Raw genomic sequence first — 25,768 nt, 5'->3', positions numbered from 1 at the left:
ATGGGAGGTGCGGTGGTGATCGCGCTCCTGGCCCTGCTGGTCCACTGGATCGGCGTCAACACGATCGAACACTACCGCGACGATTTGTTGTTTTACCTGCAAGCTCATCTGATTCTTGTCCTCGCTTCCATGCTGGCCGCCCTTGTCGTGGGCCTCCCCGCCGGCATCTTCCTCAGCCGCCCGACCATGGTCGGCCGCGCCGAACGCTTCATGCAGATCTTCAATATCGGCAACACCGTGCCACCGCTGGCCGTGCTGGCGATCGCGCTGGGCATTCTCGGCATCGGCAGTGGTCCGGCGATTTTCGCCCTGTTCCTCGCCTCCCTGCTGCCGATTGTGCGCAACACCTACGAAGGGCTGAAAAATGTCCAGGGATCGCTGAAAGAAGCGGCCGTCGGCATCGGCATGACCCCGCGTCAGGTGCTGTGGAAAGTCGAATTGCCCAACGCCGTGCCGATCATCGTCGGCGGCGTGCGCGTGGCCCTGGCAATCAACGTCGGCACCGCACCGCTGGCGTTCCTGATCGGCGCCAACAGCCTTGGCAGCCTGATCTTCCCCGGCATCGCCCTGAACAATCAGCCGCAACTGTTGCTCGGCGCCGCGTGCACCGCGCTGTTGGCGTTGTTGCTCGATGGCGTGGTCACCCTCGCCAGCCGTCTCTGGCTGGAACGCGGTTTGCGCCCGTCTTAAGGCTTTGCGAAGGAATATTTATGAAACGACTTAGCTTGATCTTAGGCTGCGTCTTGCTGTTCGCAGGAATCGCGCAAGCCGCTGAAAAACCGCTCATTCGCCTCGGCGCCCGGGTGTTCACCGAACAGACCCTGCTCGCCGAAATCACCGCGCAGTACCTGCGCAGCAAAGGCTACGACGCGCAGATCACCGGCGGTCTGGGCAGTAACCTCGCCCGCAGCGCCCACGAAAGCGGGCAACTGGACCTGCTCTGGGAATACACCGGCGTGTCGCTGGTGGCCTATAACCATGTCACCGAGAAACTCGACAGCGCGCAGTCCTACGCCCGGGTCAAAGAACTCGACGCGAAAAAAGGCCTGATCTGGCTGACCCCGTCGAAGTTCAGCAACACCTACGCCCTCGCCCTGCCGAAAAAAGTCGCTGAGCAATATCCGCAGATCGGCAACATCAGCCAGCTCAACCAAGTGCTGCGCGCCGAGGCCAAGACCAATCACCTGGTGGCGCTGGACACCGAGTTCGCCAACCGCTCCGACGGTCTGATCGGCATGGTTGATCTCTACGACATGAACCTGACCCGCAAGAACATCCGCCAGATGGACGCCGGCCTGGTCTACACCGCGCTGCGTAACGGCCAGGTGTTTGCCGGCCTGGTCTACACCACCGACGGTCGTCTCAATGCCTTCGGTCTGAAGTTGCTGGAAGACGACAAGCACTACTTCCCCGACTACACCGCAGCTCCCGTGGTGCGTCAGGCCACGCTGGACGCCAACCCGAAACTGGCCGAACAACTGAAGCCGCTGGCCGAACTGTTCGACGACGAAACCATGCGCCAGCTCAACGCGCGGGTCGATGTCGATCATGAAAGCCCATCGTCCGTTGCCGCCGATTTCCTGCGCCAGCATCCACTGAATTAAGAGAGGAGAAGTCATGGAATTTCTGAACGCCTTTTCCCATCTCGACTGGCAGCAGGTGCTGCACCTGACCTGGCAGCACATCACTCTGGTCGGCATCGCCGTGACTCTGGCGATCGTCATCGGCGTGCCGCTGGGCATTTTGATGACGCGCTTTCCCAGCCTCGCCGGCCCCTTGCAAGCCAGCGCCACGGTGCTGCTGACCGTGCCGTCGATTGCCCTGTTCGGCCTGCTGCTGCCGTTTTACTCCAAGTTCGGCCAAGGCCTCGGACCGCTGCCGGCAATCACCGCCGTGTTCCTTTATTCGTTGCTGCCAATCATGCGCAACACCTACCTCGCCCTGACCGGCGTCGAGCCGGGCATCCGTGAAGCCGCACGCGGCATCGGCATGACCTTCGGCCAGCGCCTGCGCATGGTCGAACTGCCGATTGCCGTGCCGGTGATCCTCGCCGGCGTGCGCACCGCCGTGGTGATGAACATCGGCGTGATGACCATCGCCGCAACCATCGGTGCCGGCGGCCTCGGTGTGTTGATCCTCGCCTCCATCAGCCGCAGTGACATGTCGATGCTCATCGTCGGCGCGCTGCTGGTCAGTCTTCTGGCGATCTTCGCCGACCTGTTTCTCCAATGGCTGCAACGCTCGTTGACCAGTAGGGGGTGTTCGCCGCAAATGGCGGGCGCGCCGCCGCCCCACAAAGCGCGAGACTAGGCGCGAGGAGAGAGATTTGGTTTCTTCAAATGAACGACGAGTAACGACGTATTGCGCTTTGTGGGACGCGGCCCTCCGGGTTGGAGCTGTGATGCCGCCGGGCTGCGTTGTGGGACTTGAAAAGGAAACGACATTTCCTGCGTCCCACGCCTTGCCCGGCGGCATCACAGCTCCAACGCGCCCGCCATTTGCGGCGAACACCCCCTACACAGGACTCCTTAAATGATCGAACTTCAAAACCTCAGCAAGACCTTCCAAAGCAACGGCAAAGATGTCAAAGCCGTGGACTCGGTAAGCCTGACCGTCAATGAAGGCGAGATCTGCGTGTTCCTCGGGCCATCGGGTTGCGGCAAAAGCACCACGCTGAAAATGATCAACCGCCTGATCAAACCGACCTCGGGCAAGATCCTGATCAATGGCGAAGACACCACCGATCTCGACGAAGTGACCCTGCGCCGCAACATCGGCTACGTGATCCAGCAAATCGGTCTGTTCCCGAACATGACGATCGAAGAGAACATCGTCGTCGTGCCGAAACTGCTCGGCTGGGACAAACAGAAATGCCACGACCGCGCCCGCGAACTGATGAGCATGATCAAGCTGGAACCCAAGCAGTATCTGCATCGCTACCCGCGTGAACTGTCCGGTGGTCAGCAACAGCGTATCGGTGTGATCCGCGCCCTGGCGGCCGACGCCCCGCTGCTGCTGATGGACGAGCCGTTCGGCGCCGTCGACCCGATCAACCGCGAGATGATCCAGAACGAGTTTTTCGAGATGCAGCGGGCGCTGAACAAGACGGTGATCATGGTCAGCCACGATATCGACGAAGCCATCAAACTGGGCGACAAGATCGCAATCTTCCGCGCCGGCAAACTGCTGCAGATTGATCATCCCGACACCCTGCTCGCGCATCCGGCAGACGACTTCGTCAGCAACTTCGTCGGTCAGGACAGCACGCTCAAGCGCCTGCTGCTGGTCAAGGCCGAAGACGCCGCGGACAACGCGCCGTCGGTCAGCCCGGAAACCCCGGTGGCCGATGCGCTGGAATTGATGGACGAGCACGACCGCCGCTATGTCGTCGTCACTTGCGCCGAGAACAAGGCGCTGGGTTACGTGCGCCGTCGCGACCTGCACCGCCAGACCGGCACCTGCGCGCAGTTCCTGCGTGAGTTCAACGCCACCGCGGCGTACGACGAGCACCTGCGCATCCTGTTGTCGCGCATGTATGAGTTCAACCGTTCCTGGCTGCCGGTGATGGACGCCGAGCGGGTGTTCCTTGGCGAGGTGACGCAGGAGTCGATTGCGGCTTACCTGAGTTCGGGGCGTTCGCGGGGGATGAAAACCAATATCGTCTCGCCGGCTGAGGCGGTGATCGCGTAACCCATCATTGCAAGATTGAAATGCAATCACCTGTAAGAGTGAGCCTGCTCGCGATGGCGTAATCCCGGCCGACGGATATGTTGGCTGGGAAAAAGCTATCGCGAGCAGGCTCACTCCTACAAGGATCGGTGTGAAATTTTGATATTTACAAGGTGGCAAAGAATCTCAACAATCAAACCCGTAAAAGCCGTAAAGATTCACGCCTTGATCCTTCCAAAATCCCCTGCGCCACCCTCCCTCGCCGCCAACGTCGCCGATGTTGCCGCTATCACACTTATCAGCAACTTGGCTGGCAACAGCCTTGAACGTGCAGGCATATTTAACACCGGCAAATTCCCCGGGAACATCTGTCCGTCATCTCGGTCGGCTACAAAGAGTGATATCCGCGACGCACGTCAGAAGCGTGCAGAAACGCGACATTTTTAGTTGATCTCAGGCCCCTCACGCCCTAAAGTTCGCGCCGAACGTCCATGCTGGAAACGATCCATCCGGCTCAAGTACTGACGACGAGACAGCAAGGCCAAGGGAAGCGTCATTCCCGTGGCCTTTTTGCTTTCGGCGACATGCCTTGGGAAGTAGGCGAACCAAAGTGGGGATACGGAGGGCGTTCATTTGCACCCATTGTTTTTTAGAGTTTGCCCATAGGAGCTCCCAGCATGTCGATCAACGTCGAAGATTATTTCGCGCGCGCCACTTTTGACAAAATGAAGGCGTTCGCCGACAAACAGGAAACCCCGTTCGTGGTGATCGACACCGCGATGATCGCCCAGGCCTACGATGACCTGCGCGCCGGTTTCGAGTTCGCCAAGGTCTACTACGCGGTCAAGGCCAACCCGGCCGTCGAGATCATCGACCTGCTCAAAGACAAAGGTTCGAGCTTCGACATCGCCTCGATCTACGAGCTGGACAAAGTGATGGATCGCGGCGTCAGCGCTGACCGTATCAGCTACGGCAACACCATCAAGAAATCCAAGGACATCCGCTACTTCTATGAGAAGGGCGTGCGTCTGTTCTCCACCGACTCCGAAGCCGACCTGCGTAACATCGCCAAGGCGGCACCGGGTTCGAAAGTCTACGTGCGCATCCTCACCGAAGGCTCGACCACCGCTGACTGGCCGCTGTCGCGCAAGTTCGGCTGCCAGACCGACATGGCCATGGACCTGCTGATCCTCGCCCGCGACCTGGGCCTGGTGCCGTACGGCATCTCGTTCCACGTCGGCTCGCAACAGCGCGACATCAGCGTCTGGGACGCGGCGATCGCCAAGGTCAAAGTGATCTTCGAGCGCTTGAAAGAAGAAGACGGCATCCACCTGAAGCTGATCAACATGGGCGGTGGCTTCCCGGCCAACTACATCACCCGCACCAACAGCCTGGAAACCTACGCCGAGGAAATCATCCGGTTCCTCAAAGAAGACTTCGGAGATGACCTGCCGGAAATCATTCTGGAGCCGGGCCGTTCGCTGATCGCCAACGCCGGTATTCTGGTCAGCGAAGTGGTGCTGGTTGCGCGTAAGTCGCGCACCGCCGTCGAGCGCTGGGTGTATACCGATGTGGGCAAGTTCTCCGGCCTGATCGAAACCATGGACGAAGCGATCAAGTTCCCGATCTGGACCGAGAAGAAAGGCGAGATGGAGGAAGTCGTGATCGCCGGCCCGACCTGCGACAGCGCCGACATCATGTATGAGAACTACAAGTACGGCTTGCCGCTGAACCTGGCGATCGGTGATCGTCTGTACTGGCTGTCGACCGGTGCGTATACCACCAGTTACAGCGCGGTCGAGTTCAACGGGTTTCCGCCGTTGAAGTCGTTTTACGTTTAAGGAGCAGCTTCGAGTTTCAAGCTGCTGGCTGCAAGTTAAAAGCCCATGACGTGTCATGGGCTTTTTTGTGATCCATGAATAGATGGAGCTCCCTTGTGGGAGCGAGCCTGCTCGCGAAAGCGGTGGGTCAGTCAGCATCGTCTGCAATGACCCACCGCCTTCGCGAGCAAGCCCGCTCCCACAGGGTTATGCGGTGCGGCTCAGTTCATCTGCACGCAACTGATATCGGGTCGCCAGGGCTTGGATCATCGGATCTGTCGCATCAGCGAGCGTCTGGCTAGCTACTCGCAGGAAATTCAGATTACCGCCGGCCAGGGCCTTCTCAAGCCAGAGAATGGCCTCATCGATATTCCCCTCGCCCGCCAACACCGCGGCATAACTGAACTGCCCACGAAAATCCCCGGCCTCGGCCGAGCGCCGATACCACTCGCGCGCCGCAGCAGGGTCGGCCGGACACACTTGCCCTTCCTCCAGATAGCGCCCGAGCAGATTCATCGATTTCGCATGACCCAACTCAGCCGAGCGCCGATACAGCGCCAGCGCCTTGCGATGATCCACCGCCACACCGCGCCCGGTCGCGAGCAGATTGGCGAGGTTGTACATCGCCCAATCCAGCCCGGCCTGCGCGGCGATTCGATAATGCTGCGCGGCAACCGAGGCATCCGCCGCGCAACCCCAGCCATGCTCATGACAGCGCCCAAGCATGTTGCGCGCCATCAGATGCCCGCGTCCGGCGGCGATGCCGAACCAGCGCAGTGCCAAGGGTTGATCCTGTGCGATCCCATGGCCGTCGAGCAGAATCTGTCCAAGCAACGCCTGCGCTTCCACTTCGCCCTCGCCCGCCGCGAGCAAAATCGCCTGCGCGGCGCGGGCGGGACTTTCTTCAAGCATCGCCGCCAACCCCGCGGCATCAAGGATTTCTTCGCGGCGTAACTGGAAAGTCATACCTCGACCCAACGCCGTAGCAGGTTGTGATACGTGCCGGTCAGGCGAATCAACGAAGGGTGATCGGGAACGTCCTGAGTCAGTTGCTGAATCGCACTGTCCATCTCGAACAGCAACGCGCGTTGGCTGTCTTCGCGCACCAGACTTTGCGTCCAGAAAAACGAGGCATAACGCGCGCCACGGGTGACGGCGTTGACCTTGTGCAAACTGGTGCCGGGGTACAACACCATGTCGCCGGCCGGCAGCTTCACCCGTTGCGTGCCGTAGGTGTCCTGAATTTCCAGCTCACCGCCGTCGTAATCCTCCGGCTCGCTGAAAAACAGTGTCGCCGACAGATCAGTGCGCACCCGCTCGATGCTGCCCTTGGGCTGGCGCACGGCGTTGTCGATATGGAAATCGAAACTGCCGCCCGCGGTGTAACAGTTGACTAACGGCGGAAACACTTTGTGCGGCAGTGCGGCAGACATGAACAGTGGATTCTTCCACAGCCGTTCGAGCATCGCCGCGCCGATTTCCTTGGCCAGTGGATGGCCTTCAGGCAGCTGCAGATTGTGCTTGGCCTTGGCCGATTGAAAGCCCGCAGTGATTTTGCCATCGGCCCAATCCGCCTGCTCCAAGGCTTGGCGGATGCGCTGCACTTCGTCTTTTGCGAACAGCCCGGGAATGTGCAGCAGCATGGATGTCACCTGATGGCAAGAAGGTGGCAATGGTATTGATTCTTATTGGCCGTGTAAAACCCGGGAGACGAACGAAACGTCAAAAACCATAAGGTGAAATTGTAAAGAATGTAAATTCAGTGCAGTTAGCAATGTTTCGCAATTGATACGAATACCTGTTTACCCTATATTCCGCCGCCTCAAATCCTTGGGGAGGGAATAAAAATGGCACGTCTACACGCTCAATTACCGGTCAGTTCACCACGTCTGCTCGCTTCTGCGATCGGTGTGGCAATCACCGCCGGCTCCGCTGGCCAGATGGTATTCGCTGCGGAAAAAACCGAGAGCAAAGCCTCCGGCAATGCCATCGCCCTGGACGCTACCGCCATCACCGGCGAAGCGCAGGACCCGACGTCCTATCAGGTCGAAAAAGCCTCCTCGCCCAAGTACACCGCCCCGCTGGTCGACACGCCGCGCTCGGTCACCGTGATTCCACAACAGGTGCTCAAAGACACCGGCGCCCTGAACATGCAGGATGCGCTGCGCACCGTGCCAGGCATCACTTTCGGCGCCGGTGAAGGCGGCAACCCGCAGGGCGACCGTCCGTTCATCCGTGGTTTCGATGCTCAGGGTGACACCTACCTCGACGGCGTGCGCGACACCGGTGCGCAGAGCCGCGAAATCTTCGCGGTGGAAAACATCGAAGTCAGCAAAGGCCCGAACTCGGCCATTGGCGGCCGCGGCGCGGCGGGTGGCAGCATCAACCTGGTGAGCAAGAAAGCCCACTTGGGCAACTCGTTCGACGGCGGCTTCACCTACGGCTCCGACCAGACCCAGCGCTACACCCTCGACGGCAATTATCAGTTCAGCGACAGCGCTGCCGGCCGCCTCAACCTGATGAGCCACGAGAGCAACGTCGCCGGTCGCGACAAGGTCGACTACGACCGCTGGGGTATCGCGCCGTCCCTGGCGTTCGGCCTGGGCACCGACACCCGCGTCAACCTCGATTACTACCACCTGGAAAGCAACGACACTCCGGATTCGGGCGTTCCGTATACGCTGTCGAACCCGCGCACCAAGTCCAATCCGGACAAGCCGTACGCCGGCGGTGATCATGAGAACTTCTACGGTCTGGACCGCGACTTCCGCAAGGGCCGCACCGACACCGCGACGTTCGCCATCGAGCATGACCTGAACGACGCGCTGACGATCAAGAACACCCTGCGCCACGGCACCAGCATGCAGGATTACATCCTCACTCAGCCGGACGACAGCAAGGGCAACGTCAACAACGGCAGCGTCTGGCGTCGCGCCAACACCCGGGTGAGTAACACCGAGACCACTACCAACCAGACCGACCTGTTCGGCACCTTCTACGTGGCCGGCTTCAAAAACAGCTTCTCCACCGGTGTCGAATACACCCGCGAGCAGAGCGAGAAATCCTCGTACAACGTCAACACTGACACCACGCCGCGCACCGGCGCTGTGACCACCAACTGCAACCCGGGCCTGATCGGCGCGCCGAGCGGTTACAACTGCACCTCGCTGTCGAACCCGAACCCGAACGATCCGTGGAACGGTGCGATCTCGCGCAACTACGCCGGCACCGACACCCAGGCCGACACTTACGCGCTGTACGTGTTCGACACGCTGGAGTTGTCCGAGCAGTGGCTGGTGAACATGGGCCTGCGTTACGACCACTTCGACACCGATTACAAAACCTACAACGCCGCCGGCCGCACCACCTCCAAGGGCGATGACACCAGCGAATTCGTCACCGGTCAGTTCGGCGTGGTCTACAAGCCGGCGGAAAACGGCAGCATCTATGCCTCCTACGCCACCTCGGCGACCCCGCCGGGCAACACCCTCGGCGAAGGCCAGGAAGGCAACCCGTTGGGCGGTACACCGGATCGCAGCGGCAACCTGCTGAGCAGCGACATGGAGCCGGAAACCACCAAGAACTACGAGATCGGCACCAAGTGGGATCTGCTCAACGATCGCCTGTCGCTGACCGCTGACATCTTCCGCACCGAGAAAGAAAACGCCCGCGTGCAGGTCGACACCAGCTCGTACGAGAACGCCGGCAAGACCCGCGTGCAAGGCTTCGAACTGTCGGCCAGCGGCAAGCTCACCGACAAATGGCAGGTGTTCGCCGGTTACGCGTTCATGGACAGCGAGCAGGTTGATGGTGGCCCGTTCGGTCGCGCCAACGACGGCAACGACCTGCCGAACACACCGAAAAACAGCGCCAGCCTGTGGACCACGTATCAGGTCACGCCGAAGCTGACCATCGGTGGTGGCGCGTTCTATGTCGACGACGTCTACGGCAGTACGGCAAACACCACCATGGTCGACTCGTATGTGCGTTACGACGCAATGGCAGCCTACAAGCTGACGAAGAACGTCGATCTGCAACTCAACGTGCAGAACCTGACCGACGAAACCTATTACGACAAAGCCTTCTCGACCCACTTCGCCAACCAGGCGGCGGGACGGACGGCGCTGTTGAGCACTAATTTCCACTTCTGACTTCAGTGGAAACCTGTAGGAGTGAGCCTGCTCGCGATTGCGGCGTATCAGTCAGCATCTATTCATCTGACAGATAGCTATCGCGAGCAGGCTCACTCCTACAAGGGATACGCCGTATGGCTCGGCCCCGTTCATTCAATTGAACGGGGCTTTTGTGCGTAAGAAAGAACGCTTCTCGATAACCCACGGCATAATGCGCGCCGTGATGACAATTTCCGAACGGACGGCGAGTGACGTGTTGAAGAAAACCCTGTTCCAGTTGCACTGGTTTTTTGGCATCACCGCAGGCCTGGTGCTGGCCCTGATGGGCATCACCGGCGCGGCCTATTCCTTTCAGGACGAAATCCTGCGGGCGCTCAATCCGTCAGTGCTGCAGGTGGAAAAACAGGTCGCCGGGGTCCTGCCGCCGGTTGAACTGGTAGAACGCATCGAAGCCGCATCCGGCAAGAAAGTCGCGATGCTCTGGGTCGAGACCGACAGCGGCCACGCCGCGCGGGTGTTCTTCACCCCGCCCAAGGGTGAACGGCGTGGCGAGATGCGCTACTTCGATCCGTACACCGCCGAGTTCAAGGGCGACGCCACCGGTCAGGACTTTTTCGGCCTGATGCTGCAACTGCACCGCTTTCTGGCGATGGGTGATACCGGGCGCAACATCACCGGCGCCTGCACCCTGATGCTGCTGTTCTTCTGCCTTTCCGGTTTGTATCTGCGTTGGCCACGTCAGTGGAACAGCTGGCGCGTGTGGCTGACCCTGGATTGGAAAAAGAAGGGGCGCGCGTTCAATTGGGACCTGCACTCGGTGGCCGGTACCTGGTGTCTGCTGGTGTATCTGCTGCTGGCCTTGACCGGGTTGTCGTGGTCGTACGAGTGGTACAACAAGGGCCTGACCCGGCTGCTTTCCGACGCGCCGCAAAACGAGCGTGTGCGCGGCGGTCGCGGCCCGGCACCGGAAGGACCGGCGCCGACGGCCGACTACGCAGCGATGTGGAGCAGCATCTACAGCGCCGCCGGCCCCGGCCTGGCCGCCTACAACATTCGCATGCCGGCGGTGGCCGGCCAACCGGCGACGGTGTTCTATCTGCTCGACAGTTCGCCCCACGACCGCGCGCTGAACCAGATCACCCTCGACCCGGCCACCGGCGTGGTCAAACGCGTTGATCGCTATGCGGAAAAAAGCTTCAAGGCACAACTGCTGACCAGCATTTATGCGCTGCACGTCGGCAGTTATTTCGGTCTGGTCGGGCGGATCATCGTCACGCTGGCAGCGGTGTGCATGCCGCTGTTCTTCATCACCGGATGGCTGCTGTATCTCGACCGTCGGCGCAAGAAAAAGCACATCAAGGACGCACGAAAAGGTCTTGAACAGCCGGCAGGCGAGGCTTCGGCGTGGCTGATCGGCTTCGCCAGCCAGAGCGGTTTCGCCGAGCAACTGGCGTGGCAGACCGCCGGCCAATTGCAGGCCGCCGGGTTGCCGGTGAAGGTGCAGCCGCTGGCCAATGTCAGCGAGCAGGATTTGCGTGATTCGAGCAACGCCTTGTTTGTGGTCAGCACCTTCGGTGACGGCGAAGCGCCGGACAGTGCGCGCGGTTTTGAGCGCAAGGTTCTTGGTAAGGCCTCTGCGCTCGACAGCCTGAATTATGCGGTGCTGGGTCTTGGCGATCGTCAGTATCAGCACTTCTGCGGCTTCGCCAAACGCCTGCACCAGTGGCTGAGCGAACACGGGGGCAAGTCGTTGTTTGCTCCGGTGGAAGTCGACAGCGGCGATCCCTACGCCCTGCGCCACTGGCAGACGCAACTCGGCCAGCTCACCGGGCAAGCACCGGCCGAAACCTGGCAGGCGCCGAGCTACGCCAACTGGACGCTGCTGCGCCGCGAACTGATGAACCCCGACAGCAGCGGTGCGCCGGTTTATCTGCTGGCTCTCAAAGCGCCGGACACCAGCAGTTGGCTGGCCGGCGATCTGGTCGAAGTATTGCCGCGCAACTGCCCGTGGGCCATCGAACATTTCCTCGACGGCCTCGGCATCCGAGGCGAGACCATCGTCAAGGTCAACGGCCTCGACGAGCCGCTGGAAGTAGCTCTGGCCTCGCGCCAGCTACCGGAGCACCGCGCGCACCTGGTCGGCCTGCATGCGCAAGCGCTGGTCGATGCGATGGTGCCGCTGGCCATGCGCGAATATTCGATCGCCTCAATCGCCGCCGATGGCGTGCTGGAGCTGATCGTGCGCCAGGAACAGCACAGCGACGGCAGCCTCGGCGTCGGCTCTGGCTGGCTCACCGAGCATGCGCCAGTGGGCGGCAGTATCAGCCTGCGCGTGCGACGCAACAGTGGTTTCCATCTACCGAACGAACCGCTGCCGATGATTCTGCTGGGCAACGGCACCGGTCTGGCGGGTTTGCGCAGCTTGCTCAAGGCACGCATTGCCGACGGCCAGCAGCGCCAGTGGCTGCTGTTTGGCGAGCGCAATCGCGAGCACGATTTCCTCTGCCGCGCGGAACTCGAAGAATGGTTGATCAATGGTGATCTGGCACGGTTGGACCTGGCGTTCTCGCGGGATCAGGCCGAGAAGGTTTATGTGCAGGATCGCTTGCGTGAGTTGGCGGATGAATTGAAGCAATGGCTGGCGGACGGGGCGGTGATTTATGTGTGTGGCAGTCTTCAGGGAATGGCTTCTGGCGTTGATCAAGCGCTAAACGACATCCTTGGCAGCGCCGAAGTCCAGAATCTGATCGAACAGGGCCGCTACCGCCGCGACGTTTACTGACATTATTCACACCCAACTGTGGGAGCGAGCTTGCTCGCGAAGGGGTCGTGTCAGTCGGTATATCTATCAACTGACACACCGCTTTCGCGAGCAAGCTCGCTCCCACAGGGGGCGCGGTGTTCAGACGGGTTGCAGTTTCTGTTCGAAAACCGCCACCCCATCCAGATCCCGCAACACCACACTCATCTCGCCGCTCTGCCCTTCAATATTCACCTCGCCAAAAAACTGAAACCCGGCAAACGGCGAGGTGTTTTGTTCGGCAGGCGCTTTCTCGAAAACCACCTCAGGTCCAAAGGTCTTGTCCAGCGGATTCGGCCCGAAACTACCGGCATTCAACGGTCCGGCGACGAATTCCCAGAACGGTTCGAAATCCTGAAACGCCGCGCGATCCGGGTGATAGTGATGCGCGGCGCAGTAATGCACATCCGCCGTCAGAAACACGAAATTGCGCACCTGTTGCGCCCGCAGATAGCCAAGCAGTTCGGCGATTTCCAATTCACGCCCCTGCGCCGGGCCGGGGTCGCCGTTGGCCACCGCGTCCCAACGCGCAACACCCGGGCTGACCTCGCCGTCCGGCACGCCAAGGCCGATGGGCATGTCGGCGGCGATGACTTTCCACTGCGCCTTCGACGCTTTCAACTCACGCTTGAGCCAGTCCAATTGCTCACGTCCCAAGAACGGTTTTGCCGCGCCGAGGTTGTCATCGTTGGCCTCACGATAGCTGCGCATATCCAGCACAAACACATCAAGCATCGGCCCATAACTCAGCTTGCGATAAATTCGCCCGCCACCGTCCGCCGCCTGTAAACGCATCGGCGCATATTCGAGCCAGGCCTGTCGCGCACGGCCAACCAGCTTGTGGATATCTTTCTCCTGATAGCGCTCATCGAGCTGCTTGCCCGGCGACCAGTTGTTGACCACTTCGTGGTCGTCCCACTGCCAGATCTGCGGCACCTGGGCATTGAAGAGTCGGACGTTTTCGTCCATCAGGTTGTAGCGGTAATTGCCACGATAGTCGTCGAGGGTCTGCGCGACTTTGCTCTTGGCTTCGCTGGTGATGTTGCGCCAGATGCGCCCGTTTTCGGTGGTCAGTTGTGCGGGCACCGGGCCGTCGGCGTAGATCGTGTCGCCGCTGTGGATAAAGAAGTCCGGCAGGCGCAGGCGCATGGCTTCGTAGATGCGCATGCCGCCGATGTCCGGATTGATGCCGAAGCCCTGGCCGACGGTGTCGCCGCTCCAGACAAAACGCAAGTCACGCTTTGACGTTGGCACGCTGCGCAGATGACCAAACCATGGCTCGCTGGGGATGCCGCTTTGCGCGTCTTCGAAGTGCACGCGATAGAAAATTGCCTGGTCGGCGGGCAGGCCGCTGAGTTCGACGCGGGCGGTGAAATCAGTGCGGGCATCGGCCAGGGCCGAGACGAGGCGGCGCGGGTTGCCGAACAGGCTGCGGGTGTCCCATTCGACGACCATGCGTGCCGGGCGGTCGCTGCGGCTCCAGATCATCGCGCGGTCGCCGAGCAGGTCGCCGGACTGCACGCCGTCGGTGAGTTGCGGGCGATCCTTGACCGAGGCAATCACTGCCGGCGCCAGCCCCGGCAGCAACAGCCCGGCACCGACGGCTTGCACGACGCGACGGCGCCCGAGGTTGAAATCGCTCATGGTGTTCTCCCTGCAAAAGGGAAAACTTAAGCATGGCTGTGTGAACCCGCCATGACATCGGCCACACCGCAATTCAAATGTAGGAGTGAGCCTGCTCGCGATAGCGGTGGGTCAGTAACATCAATGCTAACTGACACACCGCTATCGCGAGCAGGCTCACTCCTACAGGGGGGATAGCGTTGTCAGGCGCTGACGGGTTCGACTGCCTGCTCGACAGTCTCAGGCCGCTTGAGCAGCGCATACACCACCGCCGTCACCAGGCTCCCCGCGACAATCGCCAGCAGGTACAACAGCGCATGGTTGATCGCATTCGGAATGGCCAGCACAAAAAGGCCACCGTGCGGCGCCATCAGCTTGCAGCCGAAGTACATCGACAGTGCACCGGTCAGCGCACCGCCGGCGATGCTCGCCGGAATCACCCGCAGCGGATCTTTCGCGGCAAACGGAATCGCCCCTTCAGAGATGAAGCACAGGCCCAGCACGAAGGCCGCCTTGCCGGCCTCGCGCTCAGTCTGGGCAAACTTGCGCCGCGCGATAAACGTGGCAATGCCCAAACCAATCGGCGGCACCATGCCGGCGGCCATGGTCGCGGCCATCGGCGCGTAACTCTGCGAAGCCAGCAGCCCCACCGAGAACGCATACGCAGCCTTGTTGATCGGCCCGCCGAGGTCGACGCACATCATGCCGCCGAGCAATACGCCGAGCAAAATGGCGTTGGTGGTGCCCATGCTGTCGAGGAACTGCGTGAGTGCGGCAAGCATGCCAGCGACCGGTTTGCCGACCACATAAATCATCACCAGACCGGTGACCAGACTGGCGAGCAACGGGATGATCAAAATCGGCTTCAGCGCTTCCAGACTCTGCGGCAATTTCACATAGCGGGCGATGGCTTTGGCGGCGTAACCGGCGATAAAACCGGCAATGATCCCGCCGATGAACCCGGCGCCCAAGGTGCCCGCCAGTAACCCGCCGATCATCCCCGGTGCGAGGCCCGGACGGTCGGCAATCGAATAGGCGATGTAACCGGCCAGCAGCGGCACCATCAGTTTGAACGCGGTTTCCCCGCCGATCTGCATCAGCGCCGCCGCCAGCGTGCCTTCTTCCTTGTACGCGGTGATGCCAAAGACGAACGACAACGCGATCAGCAGACCACCGGCCACGACCATCGGCAGCATGTACGACACACCGGTCAGCAGGTGTTTGTAGACGCCGGTTTTTTCTGACTTGGCCGCAGCCTTGCCTGCGTCCGCCGCGCTTTCCACAACGCCTTCGGCCAAGGCTTTTTTCAACGTAGCTTCGGACTGCTTGAGTGCAATCCCGGTGCCGCAGCGATAGATTTTCTTGCCGGCAAAACGCTCGGTGGCGACGTCGATATCCGCCGCCAGCAGCACCACGTCGGCTTCGGCGATGGCCGCTGCGCTGAGCGGAGTTTTCGCGCCGACCGAGCCTTGTGTTTCAACCTGCAATTCATAACCCAGGCGCTTGGCGGCCTGCTGCAAAGCCTCGGCAGCCATGAAGGTGTGCGCAACACCGGTCGGGCATGCCGTAACGGCGACGATGCGCGGCGCACGCGGCGTATCAATCGCCGGTTCGACTTCGCTGGCAACGTAGACTTCAGCTTCTTCAGCGCCCCGCCGCAGCACCGCTTCGACATCCTGCAACGCCTGCGCCGGCGCAATCTGGAACACCCGCTTGCCGACGAAGCGGGTCATGTCCACCGTCCCCGTGCTCACCAGCAATACCCACTCGGCGGCTTCGATCGTCGCCGCCGACAATTCACGTTCCGGGTGCGCCGGATCGACCACTTCCACGCTGGTGCTCCAGCCCTGACGCTGCGCCGCCGCATCGAGCAGACGCGCGCAAAGAACACTGGTGACCATGCCGTTGGGGCAAGCCGTAACAATGGCTAACTTCATGACAAACCCTCTTATTGTTCTGTCAGGGGGCGTACGCGCACACCCTGTTCGAGCTGCGCCAGGTGCGCGGCGTCGTTGATGCCGAAACCGATCTGGGTCACCGCCATCGCGGCAATCGCCGTGGCCGTGCGCAGGGTCTGCTCGGGTGTGTCGGCACTGAGCAGCCCGTGGAGCATACCGGCCAGCAACGAGTCACCGGCACCGACCGTGCTGGCGACGCTGACTTTCGGCGGCGTGGCATGCAAAGCCGAGCCGACACTGAACCAGTTCACCCCGTCGGCGCCGTGGGAAATCACCACGTGCTCGATGCCCTGCGCATGCAAGCGTGCAGCGGCTTGCGCTTCGGCGGTCGGCGAAACCACTTCGCAACCGAGCGCATCGGCCAGTTCCTCGGTGTTCGGCTTGATCAGCCATGGGCGGGCCTGCAACGCGGCGCGCAAGGCTTCGCCGCTGGAGTCGAGGGCGACTTTCAAGCCAAGCTCATTCAACTTTTCGATCAACGCACGCAACCATTGCGCCGTGACACCACGCGGCAAGCTGCCGGCGACCACCACCGCATCGTGCCCCGGTGCGATCTGCAAGAGGCGATCGAGCAAAGCCTGCTGCGCCGCCGCGTCAACGTTCGGTCCAGGACCATTGATGTCGGTGATGCGCCCGTCCTGCTCGGCGACTTTGATGTTGCTGCGGGTCTCGCCCGGCACGCGAATAAACGCATCGACAAAACCGCGTTTGGCAAACAGGGTTTCGAACGCTTGCAGGTTGTCCGCGCCGAGAAAGCCGCTAACGGTGACTTGATGGCCGAGGTCGGCCAGCACCTGCGCGACGTTCACGCCCTTGCCGGCGGCATGGGTGTGCATCTCGTCGCTGCGATTGACCTGACCGGCGTCAAGCCGCGCCAGCTCGACGGTGAGGTCGAGCGCCGGGTTGAGGGTCAGAGTAAGAATCCTGGCCATTACAGGGCCTCCACTAATGCGCGCACTTCGTTGGCGCTGCCCACGGCCAAGGCCTGTTGAGCAAGGGTTTGCGCCTGGGTCAGGCTGAGTTCGCGGATGCGCGCCTTGACCTCGGCAATACTGCGACCGGACACGCTCAGCTCGTCGACACCGAGGCCGACCAGCACCGGCACCGCCAGCGGATCGGCCGCCAGTTCGCCACACACGCCGACCCATTTGCCATGGGCATGGGCCGCGCGCACGGTGATGTCGATCAGTTGCAGCACCGCCGGATGCAAGCCGTCCGCTTGTGCAGACAGCGTTGGATGACCACGATCGATGGCCAGGGTGTATTGGGTCAGGTCGTTGGTGCCGACGCTGAAGAAGTCGACCTCCTTGGCCAGCACCGGCGCGAGCAATGCGGCTGACGGCACTTCGATCATGATCCCCAGTTGGAGATCAGCGACCGGAATTTCCAGACGCAGACGCTCGGTCATATCACGGGCCTGACGCCACTCATCAACGCTGCCGACCATCGGGAACATGATCCGCAGCGGACGGTTGTCGGCCGAGCGCAGCAAGGCGCGCAACTGCGCTTCCATGATCTGCGGACGCTGCAAGGTCAGGCGAATACCGCGCACACCCAGGAAGGGGTTTTCTTCCTTGGCGATCGGCCAATACGGCAACGGCTTGTCGCCACCGACGTCCAGCGTGCGCACCACCAGCGGTCGCCCGGCCAGACCATCGAGGACGCGACGGTATTCAGCTTCTTGGGTCGCTTCATCGGGCGCCTGCGGGTGGGCCATGAAAATCAGTTCGGTGCGCAGCAGGCCGATGCCTTCGGCGCCCTGCTCCACCGCGCTGATCACGCCGGCGCTTTCACCGATGTTGGCGAACACTTCGACAGCATGGCCGTCGGTGGTGAGTGCCGGTTGATGGCGTTGTTCGGCGGCGATTTTCAGGCGTTGTTCACGAGTGTCGCGTTCCTCGGCAGCGCGTTGCAATGTCGCGGCATCTGCATCGACATGCAAACGGCCGCGTTGGCCATCGAGCAGCAGCGGCGTGCCCGGTTCGAGCAAAAGCACCGCCGCCCCCGCGCCGACCAATGCCGGAATACCGAGGGCGCGCGCAACAATGGCGCTGTGCGCGGTGGCACCACCGCGCGCGGTGAGAATCCCGGCGACACGCGCCGGATCGAGGCGCGCGACGTCGGACGGACCGACTTCGTCCATCACCAGAATGTACGGTTGCTCAGGCTCGTTCGCAGTTTGCACGCCACACAGCTGCGCCAGCACACGACGGCCGATGTCGCGCAGATCCGCTGCGCGTTCGGCAAGCAAGGCGTCCTGCAGCGATTCCTGTTGTTTCGCCGCCGCTTCAATCACCGCCATCCACGCCGCTTCAGCGCTTTCGCCTTGCTTCAGGCGCGTGTCGACTTCGTCGGTCAGGTCGGGGTCGTCGAGCATTTCCTGGTGGGTAATGAAAATCTCGCGGATCGCCTTGGCTTTGCTCCGTTCGATCAAGCCCTGAATGTCGAGGCGTACGTCGCTCAGCGCTTGCTTGAGACGCTCGCGCTCAATCGCGGCGGACTCGCCACGCAACGGGTAATCGATGGTTTGCTGCACCTGAATATGCGCCGGGCCGATGGCGATGCCGGGCGCCGCCGGGATCGCTTGCAACTGGCTACCAGAGGCTGGGGCGACCAGCACTTCGGCGATATCGGCAATGACTTCGCGCTGCTGACTCACGGCCGGCAGCGGCTCGACTTCTTCACCGAGTCCTTCCTCGATCGCCGCGAGCAAGGCCGGCAAGGCGTCGGCGGCGATGCTGGGTTCGGCGATCAACTCCAGCACCTGACCGCGCCGGGCGCCGAGGCTCAGCAGTTTGCTCAGGCTTTTCACCGACACGGCGCTGTCCTGGCTGTCGACGATGCGCACACGAATTTCGCCGTCAAAGCTTTTCGCCAATTGCGCCAGAATCTTCGCCGGGCGCGCATGCAAACCGTGGGCGTTGGCCAGCGCAATGCGCGCGCTCGGCCAGTCGGCGGGCAACTCGCCGCCAAGCACTTCGAGGACTTTGCGACTGCTGGTGGCGCGGCCCAGTTCATGGCCGCGACCTTCGATCAACAGCGCACACAAACGCTCAAGCAATGCCTGATGCGCTTCGCCCAGACTCGCCAGACAGAACAGACCGCTGAGCGGTTGACCGAGGTAGCGCATCGGTTTGTCCGGGGTGACGAACGCCAGACCAGGGCGCTTCACGGTTTGCTCGCTGTGCAGCCACCACAGGCCATCGCCCAGTGGCAGCGCTTCGACTTGCTGCAACACGCCGGCAAACCCGTTGCTCACGCAATCAGCCTGACGCAGCAGACGCGCGCCACGCCAGACCAGCTCTTCGAAATCATCGGCGGAGACACCGAGGCCGATCATTTGAGCGTCCAGTGCCAGTTCCTGCGGCGCGCCTTGCAGCAGTTTCAGCAGCGCTTCGGGCGAACTGGCGCGACGCAGGGCCTGGCCCAGATCGGTCTCGCCGAGGGCGCGGGTCAGCAGTTGAAGCAGGCGCAGGTGTTCGTCGGACTTGGCCGCGATGCCGATCGCCAAATAAACGATCTGGCCATCGCCCCAATCGACGCCGTCGGGAAACTGCATCAGGCGCACACCGGTGGCGAACACCTGATCGCGGGTTTGCGGGGTGCCGTGGGGGATGGCGATGCCTTGACCGAGAAAGGTCGAGCCCTGGGCTTCCCGGGCCTGCAGGCCGGCGAGGTAGCCATCGGCAACCAGACCGTCGGCGACCAGATGGCTGGCGAGCAATTGCAGGGCGGCGGGTTTATCCACGGCCGACTGGCCCATGGATATCTGCTCTATAGTGAGCTCGAGCATGCGATCTCCTTTTTGGCGCAGTTCAACGCCAGGTATTGTTTTGAATGGTCACAGCTTAGGCGCTCTGCCGCGCTTTTCAGCAGCAGTTTTGGCGGTTTCACGGCAGGACCGGCCAAAAGCGTCCGAAACGTAGAAAATACGCTTGCTGAAACGTTTAATCTAGATTGATCGGCACGTTACTCGATAATGTCCCATCCTTGAAGTCCAACTTGTCGGATGCGCGTAGGCCATAAGTCGCCTGCCCTAATCGGGTAGGATTGGCGAAAATCTCGCGGCATGCTCGAAAAAACAAGGAAATCCCGGGTTGAAACTCAGTGATATCGCACGGTTGGCCGGCGTGTCCGTCACCACCGCCAGCTACGTCATCAACGGCAAAGCCGAACAGCAACGCATCAGCAATGCGACCGTTGAGCGGGTGCGCGCGGTGGTCGATTTGCATGGCTTCACGCCCAATCCGCAAGCCGCCGGCCTGCGCAGCCGGCACACGCGCACGCTGGGTTTTATCCTGCCGGATCTGGAAAACCCCAGTTACGCGCGGATCGCCAAGCTGCTGGAGCAAGGCGCACGGGCGCGCGGTTATCAATTGCTGATCGCCAGTTCCGACGATGCGCCGGACAGCGAGCGGCAGTTGCTGCAACTGTTCCGCGCCCGTCGTTGCGATGCGCTGATCGTCGCCAGTTGCCTGCCCGCTGGCGATGACAGTTACCGTCAGTTGCAAGACAAAGGACTGCCGATCATCGCCATCGACCGGGTCATGGAGCCTGAGCATTTCTGCTCGGTGATCAGCGACGACCGCGAGGCCAGCCTGCACCTGACGCAAAGTCTGCTCGACCCGCAGCCCAAGCAGATCGTGCTGCTCGGCGCCCGCCCCGAGCTGAGCATCAGCCAGGAACGTGCCGCCGGTTTCCGCGAAGCGCTCAGCGACTTCAAAGGTGAAGTGCTGGTCGAACACGCCGAGTCGTTCAGTCGCGAGTGCGGCAAGCAATTGATGGAAGAACTCTTGCAGCGTCTGGGGCATTTGCCGGATGCGCTGGTGACCACCTCCTACGTGCTGCTGCAAGGCGTGTTCGACGCGCTGCATGACTTCCCGCTGAAGTCCCGCCCGCTGCGCCTCGGCACGTTTGGCGACACGCAACTGCTGGACTTCCTGCCGCTGCCGGTCAACGCCATGGCTCAGCAACACCAGTTGATCGCCGACAAGGCGCTGGAACTGGCGCTGGCCGCGGTCGAACAAGACGATTACCAACCGGGCGTGCAAGCCATTGCGCGGACCTTCAAGCAGCGTATTCATCGGGACTGAATCGTGGAGCTGATCGACAGTCACACCCACCTCGACTTTCCCGACTTCGACGCCGATCGCGCAGAGTTGCTCGCCGAAAGTCGCGCCCTCGGCGTGCGGCGCATCGTCGTGCTGGGCGTGTATGAGGATAACTGGCAACGGGTGTGGGATCTGGCGCAGAGCGATCCGGATTTGTATGCCGCATTCGGTTTGCACCCGGTGTTTCTCGATCAGCATCGCCCCGACGATTTAAACGCGCTCGGTGATTGGCTGACACGGCTACGCGGTCATCGGCAGTTGTGCGCGGTGGGCGAGATCGGCCTGGATTACTTCATCGAAACCCTGGACCGCGAGCGGCAGCAGGCGCTGTTCGAGGCGCAGCTGCAACTGGCGGCGGACTTTGAGTTGCCGCCGCTGATCCATGTGCGCCGCAGCCATGCCGCGGTGATCGCCACGCTCAAGCGCTCCAAGCTCAAACGCGCGGGGATCATCCACGCCTTCGCCGGCAGCCGCGAGGAGGCGCGGGAATACATCAAGCTCGGTTTCAAACTGGGTCTTGGCGGCGCACCGACCTGGCCGCAGGCGTTGCGTATGCATCGGGTCTTGCCTGAACTGCCGCTGGAGTCGGTGGTGCTGGAAACCGACTCGCCGGACATGGCGCCCGCGATGTTCCCCGGCCAGCGCAACACCCCGGCGCATTTGCCGGCGATTTGCGCAGCGTTGGCTGAGTTGATGAATATCACTCCTGAACAACTCGCCACCGCCAGCACCGCCAACTGCTGCGAAGTCTTCGGCTGGTAACCGATCCCCTTGTAGGAGTGAGCCTGCTCGCGATAGCGGTGTGTCAGTTACCGATATTTTTTCAGACAGACCGCTATCGCGAGCAGGCTCACTCCTACAAGGGATTAATGTATGGCTCAGACGCGAAACGCGCTGATCAGTTGTTTGAGTTCAACGACCTGTACCGACAACGCGCGGCTCGCATCTTCGGTCTGGTGTGCCCCCTGCGCGGTGCGCTCGCCGGCGCGGTTGATCTCGACGATGTTCTGGTCGATGTCATGGGCCACAGCAGTCTGCTGCTCGACGGCGGCGGCGATCTGCTGGTTCTGATCGACGATCATGCCCACGGCGCCAAGAATGTTTTCCAGCGCCTGCTGCACCTTCTCCGATTGCCCCACCGTGCCGTTGGCCATCTGATGACTGATGCCCATGGCCTTCACCGCCGCGCCGACGCCGCCATGCAGTTTGGCGATCATCTGCTCAATCTCTTCGGTCGATTGCTGCGTGCGTTTGGCCAGGGTGCGCACTTCATCGGCGACCACGGCAAAACCACGTCCCTGCTCACCGGCCCGGGCCGCTTCGATCGCGGCGTTGAGCGCCAGCAGGTTGGTTTGCTCGGCGATGCTCTTGATCACTTCGAGCACGCGGCTGATCGACTGGCTGTCGTTGGCAAGCTGATTGATCACCAGCACCGACTGATCGATCTCGCTGGCCAGTGCGGCAATGCTGCCTTGTTGCGATTGCACCAGACCGCGACCGCTGAGGGTCTCGTCGTTGACGCTGTGGGCGCTGTTCACCGCCGCGGCGGCGCTGCGCGCGACCTCCAGCGACGTCGCTGACATCTGGTTCATCGCCGTCGCCACTTGCTCGATCTGCGTGCGCTGCCCGGCAACGGCCAGGTTGCTTTGCGCCGACACCACTTCGACCTGCCCTGCCTGACGCTCGACCTCGCCGACGGTCTGGCCCACCCGCTCGATCAGGTCGTGAATTTTCTTCACCGTGCCGTTGAACACCTCGCCCAGCTCACCCAGTTCGTCACGGCTGCTTGCCTTGAAGTTGACCGTCATGTCCCCCGCCGCCACCTTGTCCATCATCGCGCCAAGGCTTTTCAGGGTGGTGCGGGTCGAGGCGTAGAAACCGCCGTAGAGATAAAAAATCAGCACGAACACTACCGACAGTGCAGACGCCTGCAGAATCATGTGCGTGCGGTTCTGCGACAGGCGTTGCTGCAATTGGCGGTCGAGGAATTTCAGGGTCGCTTCGTTGAGCTGATAAGTCTTGTCGATCAGCACCGTGACCTGATCGTAGAACGCCTGCCACGGCGCATCGAGAGTGTCGGCCATGACCACTTGCTCTTCGAACAGCTCGCTCGCTTGCTTGAGCGAGGCCTTGCTGCTATCGGCGTGTGCGCTGAGGGTATCGCGCGCTGCGCTGCTGGAACCGAGGGCGTCGTGCAGTTTCAAGGCGTACTCGGCCTGGAGTTTTTCAATCTGCGCCAACAGTTCATCAAAGCGGGTACTCGACGCGCTGTTGAGAAAGCCCAGCCCCAACGAATACGAGCCCATGGCGCGACCTTCGCCGAGGGTTTGTGTGACCGTCGGCGTCACCAGGGTCAGCAGTTCGCTGAGTTGACGGATGTCACTCTGGTTGTCGCGGCTCAAGCCGGCCTGGCTGGTGATGATCTGGCTGAAAATCTGCGCGCTGGCCAGTAGCTTGCCAATCAAGGCACTTTTGCTTTGCAGCGAACTTTCCGCCTGCTGGGCCTTGAACGCCGCAATCATCTCATCGCGCTTGGCGTCGAACACTTTGATCTGTTCAGGGTCCTCGGTCATTGCTCTCAGCCCCTGCAGGCGTGCCAACAGGGCTTGTTCGAGCGTGCCGATCTGCGCCTCGACATCACCCGCCTTGCCGGATTGACCGAGGGTGACGTCGATCTGTACCAGATTGTTCAAGGTTTCCAGATCCCGGCGCAGGCTCAGGCTGCTGCCCAGCAGGTCGAGGCTCTGCAGTTCGACGCGGGTGCCTTGAAATTCGCGATAGGAGTCGCGCACCAGATAGAAATTGGTCACCAGCATCGGCACCAGAAACAGCACGCTGATCAGGCTGAACTTCATGCCGAAGCTCAGGCGGTTCATCAGCGAGACGGCGGGATAGAGCAAGCTCTTCACGGGGAGTCTCCCTTGGTTTTTCTTGTTTTTATTGGCAGGCGCAGGGCGACAGCAGATAGCCACTATCGGGCGCTATCTCTGTATAGCTCAAATCGAAGGGAGGTTTTGTAACTTAAGGTTAACAACAGGAGGACAACGAAAGATCACGGTGGCGAGGGAGCCTGTTCCCGCTCGGCTGCGCAGCAGGCGCAAATCAGACGACGCGTTTTGGCTGATTAACAGCGAGGGCGGCTTCGCCACCCGGCGGGAGCAAGCTCCCTCACCACAATGAGTTTCACTTTGGCTTGTCAGTGAACCAGAACAGTCCACAGGGCAAACCCGGCATACCACAGCACCGCCGCGCGCAGCAGCAGTTCCCACAGGCAATCGAGGGTGGTGATGCCTTCCGGACCGGCCACCGGCGGCGGGATTTCTCCGGCCGCCAGGCCGACCTTGTTTATCAGTTGCGCCGCGCTGATGTTCCAGTTGAGCAGTTCATGCAGCATCACCCGGCTGACCGCGACAAAGTTGCCGACCAGGGCCAGGCTCGCCGCGAGCAATCGCACCGGCACCCAGTCGAAGGCGTGACGCATCTGTGCCGCGCGCTCGACCAGCGCCGGGTTTTGCCCGTGCTCTTCGGCCAGCGCCAACAAGCGATAAGCCAGTGCAACCACCGGACCGAGCAGGAAATACCAGAAGATCACCGCGAAAAAGCTTTGATAGGCTTGCCACAACAGGTGCCCCTGCACACGTTCAAGCAACTGCTCGCCGCTGTCGGCGCAGATATTCAGATCGCGCTTGGCAACATGCGCCGCCGCTTGCAGATCCTCACGGCGCCAGGCATCGCGGAACGGCCCGAGGCCGCCGAGCAAGTCGCCACGGCCCAGGCTGTAAATCACCACCAGCAAATGCACCGGCAGTGCGAGCAAACCGTAAGCCACCGGTTCCAGTACCAACAGCAGCAAACCGAGCAAGGCGACCGGCAGCAGCACCAGAATCGTCAGCACCAGCCAGGGTTGTTTCGCCAGCCGCTCGCCGGCTTCGAGTTTGTGCAGTTCGCGGATCCATCCGCCGTCGCGTTGAAGCCGATGGCGCAGGGCCGAAAACTTCTCGATCCACACCGCCAGCAGTAACACCAGAAAACTCATTGTCCTTCCTCTTTTGCCAGGGCGGCGCGGTAGCGTGCCCAGTCGAATGCCGGTCCCGGGTCGGTCTTGCGGCCCGGAGCGATATCGCTGTGTCCGCAGATACGCTGATCGGTGATGGCCGGAAAACGTGCCTGCAACTGCCGGGTCAGCGCAGTCAACGCCTGATACTGCGCATCGGTGAACGGCAGATCATCGGTGCCTTCCAGCTCGATGCCCACGGAAAAATCGTTACAGGTTTCGCGGCCTTCGAACACCGATACGCCAGCATGCCACGCGCGCTCCAGACAGGAGACAAACTGCGTGACCTTGCCGTCACGTTCAATCAGAAAATGCGCCGATACGCGCAAGTCAGCGATGCCTGCAAAGTAAGGGTGTTCGGTGACATCCAGACGATTCTGGAAAAATTCCTGCACTTTGCCCGTGGCAAATTGTGCCGGCGGCAGGCTGATGTTGTGGATGACCAACAGGGAGATTTCGCCCGCCGGGCGTTCATTGAAGTTGGGCGATGGGCAAATCTGCACCCCATGACACCACCCGCTAGCGGGATCCAACTGCATACCGATTCCTTCAACGCCGACTGTGTTGGCGCCCAGTATGCCGCGATCCGCCCCCACCGCG

Annotated in this window: 18 protein-coding genes; 9 read left to right on the top strand and 9 right to left on the bottom strand. The window is 61.5% G+C overall.

Going from position 1 to position 25,768, the window contains the following annotated elements:
• The 5 genes from HU765_RS00605 to HU765_RS00585 all read left to right on the top strand — a co-directional run bounded on the left by HU765_RS00605 (position 1) and on the right by HU765_RS00585 (position 5,510).
• Entirely contained in the window at positions 1 to 690 is a 690-nt protein-coding gene (locus HU765_RS00605; protein ID WP_186547380.1) for an ABC transporter permease, read from the top strand.
• A 20-nt stretch (positions 691 to 710) separates the two neighbouring features.
• Positions 711 to 1,604 carry a glycine betaine ABC transporter substrate-binding protein gene (locus HU765_RS00600; RefSeq protein WP_186547302.1) on the top strand — a complete coding sequence of 298 codons (894 nt, stop codon included), beginning with the start codon at positions 711 to 713 and terminating at the stop codon, positions 1,602 to 1,604.
• Between the two features lie 13 nt (positions 1,605 to 1,617).
• Positions 1,618 to 2,310, top strand: coding sequence for an ABC transporter permease (locus HU765_RS00595; protein ID WP_186618657.1), 693 nt, complete (start codon positions 1,618 to 1,620; stop codon positions 2,308 to 2,310).
• Positions 2,311 to 2,532: 222 nt separating this feature from the next.
• Positions 2,533 to 3,690, top strand: a complete 1,158-nt coding sequence (locus tag HU765_RS00590) for an ABC transporter ATP-binding protein (RefSeq protein ID WP_186618656.1) — start codon at positions 2,533 to 2,535, stop codon at positions 3,688 to 3,690.
• A 656-nt stretch (positions 3,691 to 4,346) separates the two neighbouring features.
• Positions 4,347 to 5,510 (top strand): type III PLP-dependent enzyme, encoded by a 1,164-nt coding sequence (locus HU765_RS00585; protein WP_186618655.1) that lies wholly within the window; start codon positions 4,347 to 4,349, stop codon positions 5,508 to 5,510.
• 186 nt (positions 5,511 to 5,696) lie between these two features.
• On the opposite strand, the gene HU765_RS00580 is transcribed toward HU765_RS00585, so the two are convergent.
• Both HU765_RS00580 and HU765_RS00575 read right to left on the bottom strand, forming a co-directional pair.
• Complete coding sequence (locus HU765_RS00580) at positions 5,697 to 6,455, bottom strand: tetratricopeptide repeat protein (RefSeq protein ID WP_186618654.1); 759 nt, start codon at positions 6,453 to 6,455, stop codon at positions 5,697 to 5,699.
• Positions 6,452 to 7,132: a Fe2+-dependent dioxygenase gene (locus HU765_RS00575; RefSeq protein WP_186618653.1), complete on the bottom strand. Its 681-nt coding sequence runs from the start codon at positions 7,130 to 7,132 to the stop codon at positions 6,452 to 6,454. The genes HU765_RS00580 and HU765_RS00575 overlap by 4 nt, the downstream gene beginning before the upstream one ends.
• 204 nt (positions 7,133 to 7,336) lie before the next feature.
• Between HU765_RS00575 and HU765_RS00570 the strand changes: the two genes are divergently transcribed.
• Both HU765_RS00570 and HU765_RS00565 read left to right on the top strand, forming a co-directional pair.
• Positions 7,337 to 9,640, top strand: coding sequence for a TonB-dependent siderophore receptor (locus HU765_RS00570; protein WP_186618652.1), 2,304 nt, complete (start codon positions 7,337 to 7,339; stop codon positions 9,638 to 9,640).
• A gap of 235 nt (positions 9,641 to 9,875) precedes the next feature.
• Entirely contained in the window at positions 9,876 to 12,404 is a 2,529-nt protein-coding gene (locus HU765_RS00565; RefSeq protein ID WP_186618779.1) for a PepSY domain-containing protein, read from the top strand.
• Positions 12,405 to 12,524: 120 nt separating this feature from the next.
• On the opposite strand, the gene HU765_RS00560 is transcribed toward HU765_RS00565, so the two are convergent.
• The 4 genes from HU765_RS00560 to ptsP all read right to left on the bottom strand — a co-directional run bounded on the left by HU765_RS00560 (position 12,525) and on the right by ptsP (position 19,796).
• Positions 12,525 to 14,066 carry an alkaline phosphatase D family protein gene (locus tag HU765_RS00560; protein ID WP_186618651.1) on the bottom strand — a complete coding sequence of 514 codons (1,542 nt, stop codon included), beginning with the start codon at positions 14,064 to 14,066 and terminating at the stop codon, positions 12,525 to 12,527.
• Between the two features lie 182 nt (positions 14,067 to 14,248).
• Complete coding sequence (locus tag HU765_RS00555; protein WP_186618650.1) at positions 14,249 to 15,982, bottom strand: PTS fructose-like transporter subunit IIB; 1,734 nt, start codon at positions 15,980 to 15,982, stop codon at positions 14,249 to 14,251.
• Positions 15,983 to 15,993: 11 nt separating this feature from the next.
• Entirely contained in the window at positions 15,994 to 16,935 is a 942-nt protein-coding gene (pfkB, locus tag HU765_RS00550; protein ID WP_186618649.1) for a 1-phosphofructokinase, read from the bottom strand.
• The gene (gene ptsP, locus HU765_RS00545) at positions 16,935 to 19,796 is read right to left on the bottom strand and encodes a phosphoenolpyruvate--protein phosphotransferase (RefSeq protein ID WP_186618648.1); all 2,862 of its coding nucleotides are present in this window, start codon (positions 19,794 to 19,796) and stop codon (positions 16,935 to 16,937) included. Before ptsP ends, pfkB begins: the two co-directional genes overlap by 1 nt.
• Positions 19,797 to 20,100: 304 nt before the next feature.
• Between ptsP and cra the strand changes: the two genes are divergently transcribed.
• Positions 20,101 to 21,096, top strand: a complete 996-nt coding sequence (gene cra, locus HU765_RS00540; RefSeq protein WP_186618647.1) for a catabolite repressor/activator — start codon at positions 20,101 to 20,103, stop codon at positions 21,094 to 21,096.
• Positions 21,097 to 21,099: 3 nt separating this feature from the next.
• Positions 21,100 to 21,876 carry a TatD family hydrolase gene (locus tag HU765_RS00535; RefSeq protein ID WP_186618646.1) on the top strand — a complete coding sequence of 259 codons (777 nt, stop codon included), beginning with the start codon at positions 21,100 to 21,102 and terminating at the stop codon, positions 21,874 to 21,876.
• Positions 21,877 to 21,992: 116 nt separating this feature from the next.
• On the opposite strand, the gene HU765_RS00530 is transcribed toward HU765_RS00535, so the two are convergent.
• From HU765_RS00530 to ampD, 3 genes are all read right to left on the bottom strand, one after another.
• Positions 21,993 to 24,023, bottom strand: a complete 2,031-nt coding sequence (locus HU765_RS00530; protein ID WP_186618645.1) for a methyl-accepting chemotaxis protein — start codon at positions 24,021 to 24,023, stop codon at positions 21,993 to 21,995.
• A gap of 287 nt (positions 24,024 to 24,310) precedes the next feature.
• Positions 24,311 to 25,150: a regulatory signaling modulator protein AmpE gene (ampE, locus tag HU765_RS00525; RefSeq protein WP_186618644.1), complete on the bottom strand. Its 840-nt coding sequence runs from the start codon at positions 25,148 to 25,150 to the stop codon at positions 24,311 to 24,313.
• Complete coding sequence (gene ampD, locus HU765_RS00520) at positions 25,147 to 25,707, bottom strand: 1,6-anhydro-N-acetylmuramyl-L-alanine amidase AmpD (RefSeq protein WP_186618643.1); 561 nt, start codon at positions 25,705 to 25,707, stop codon at positions 25,147 to 25,149. Before ampD ends, ampE begins: the two co-directional genes overlap by 4 nt.
• Between the last annotated feature and the right edge of the window lie 61 nt (positions 25,708 to 25,768).

It is taken from the genome of Pseudomonas sp. SWRI81 (assembly GCF_014268545.1).
Classification (GTDB): domain Bacteria; phylum Pseudomonadota; class Gammaproteobacteria; order Pseudomonadales; family Pseudomonadaceae; genus Aquipseudomonas; species Aquipseudomonas hamedanensis.
Note: the sequence above shows the minus strand (reverse complement) of the source record. Positions and strands in the feature narration are given on the sequence as shown.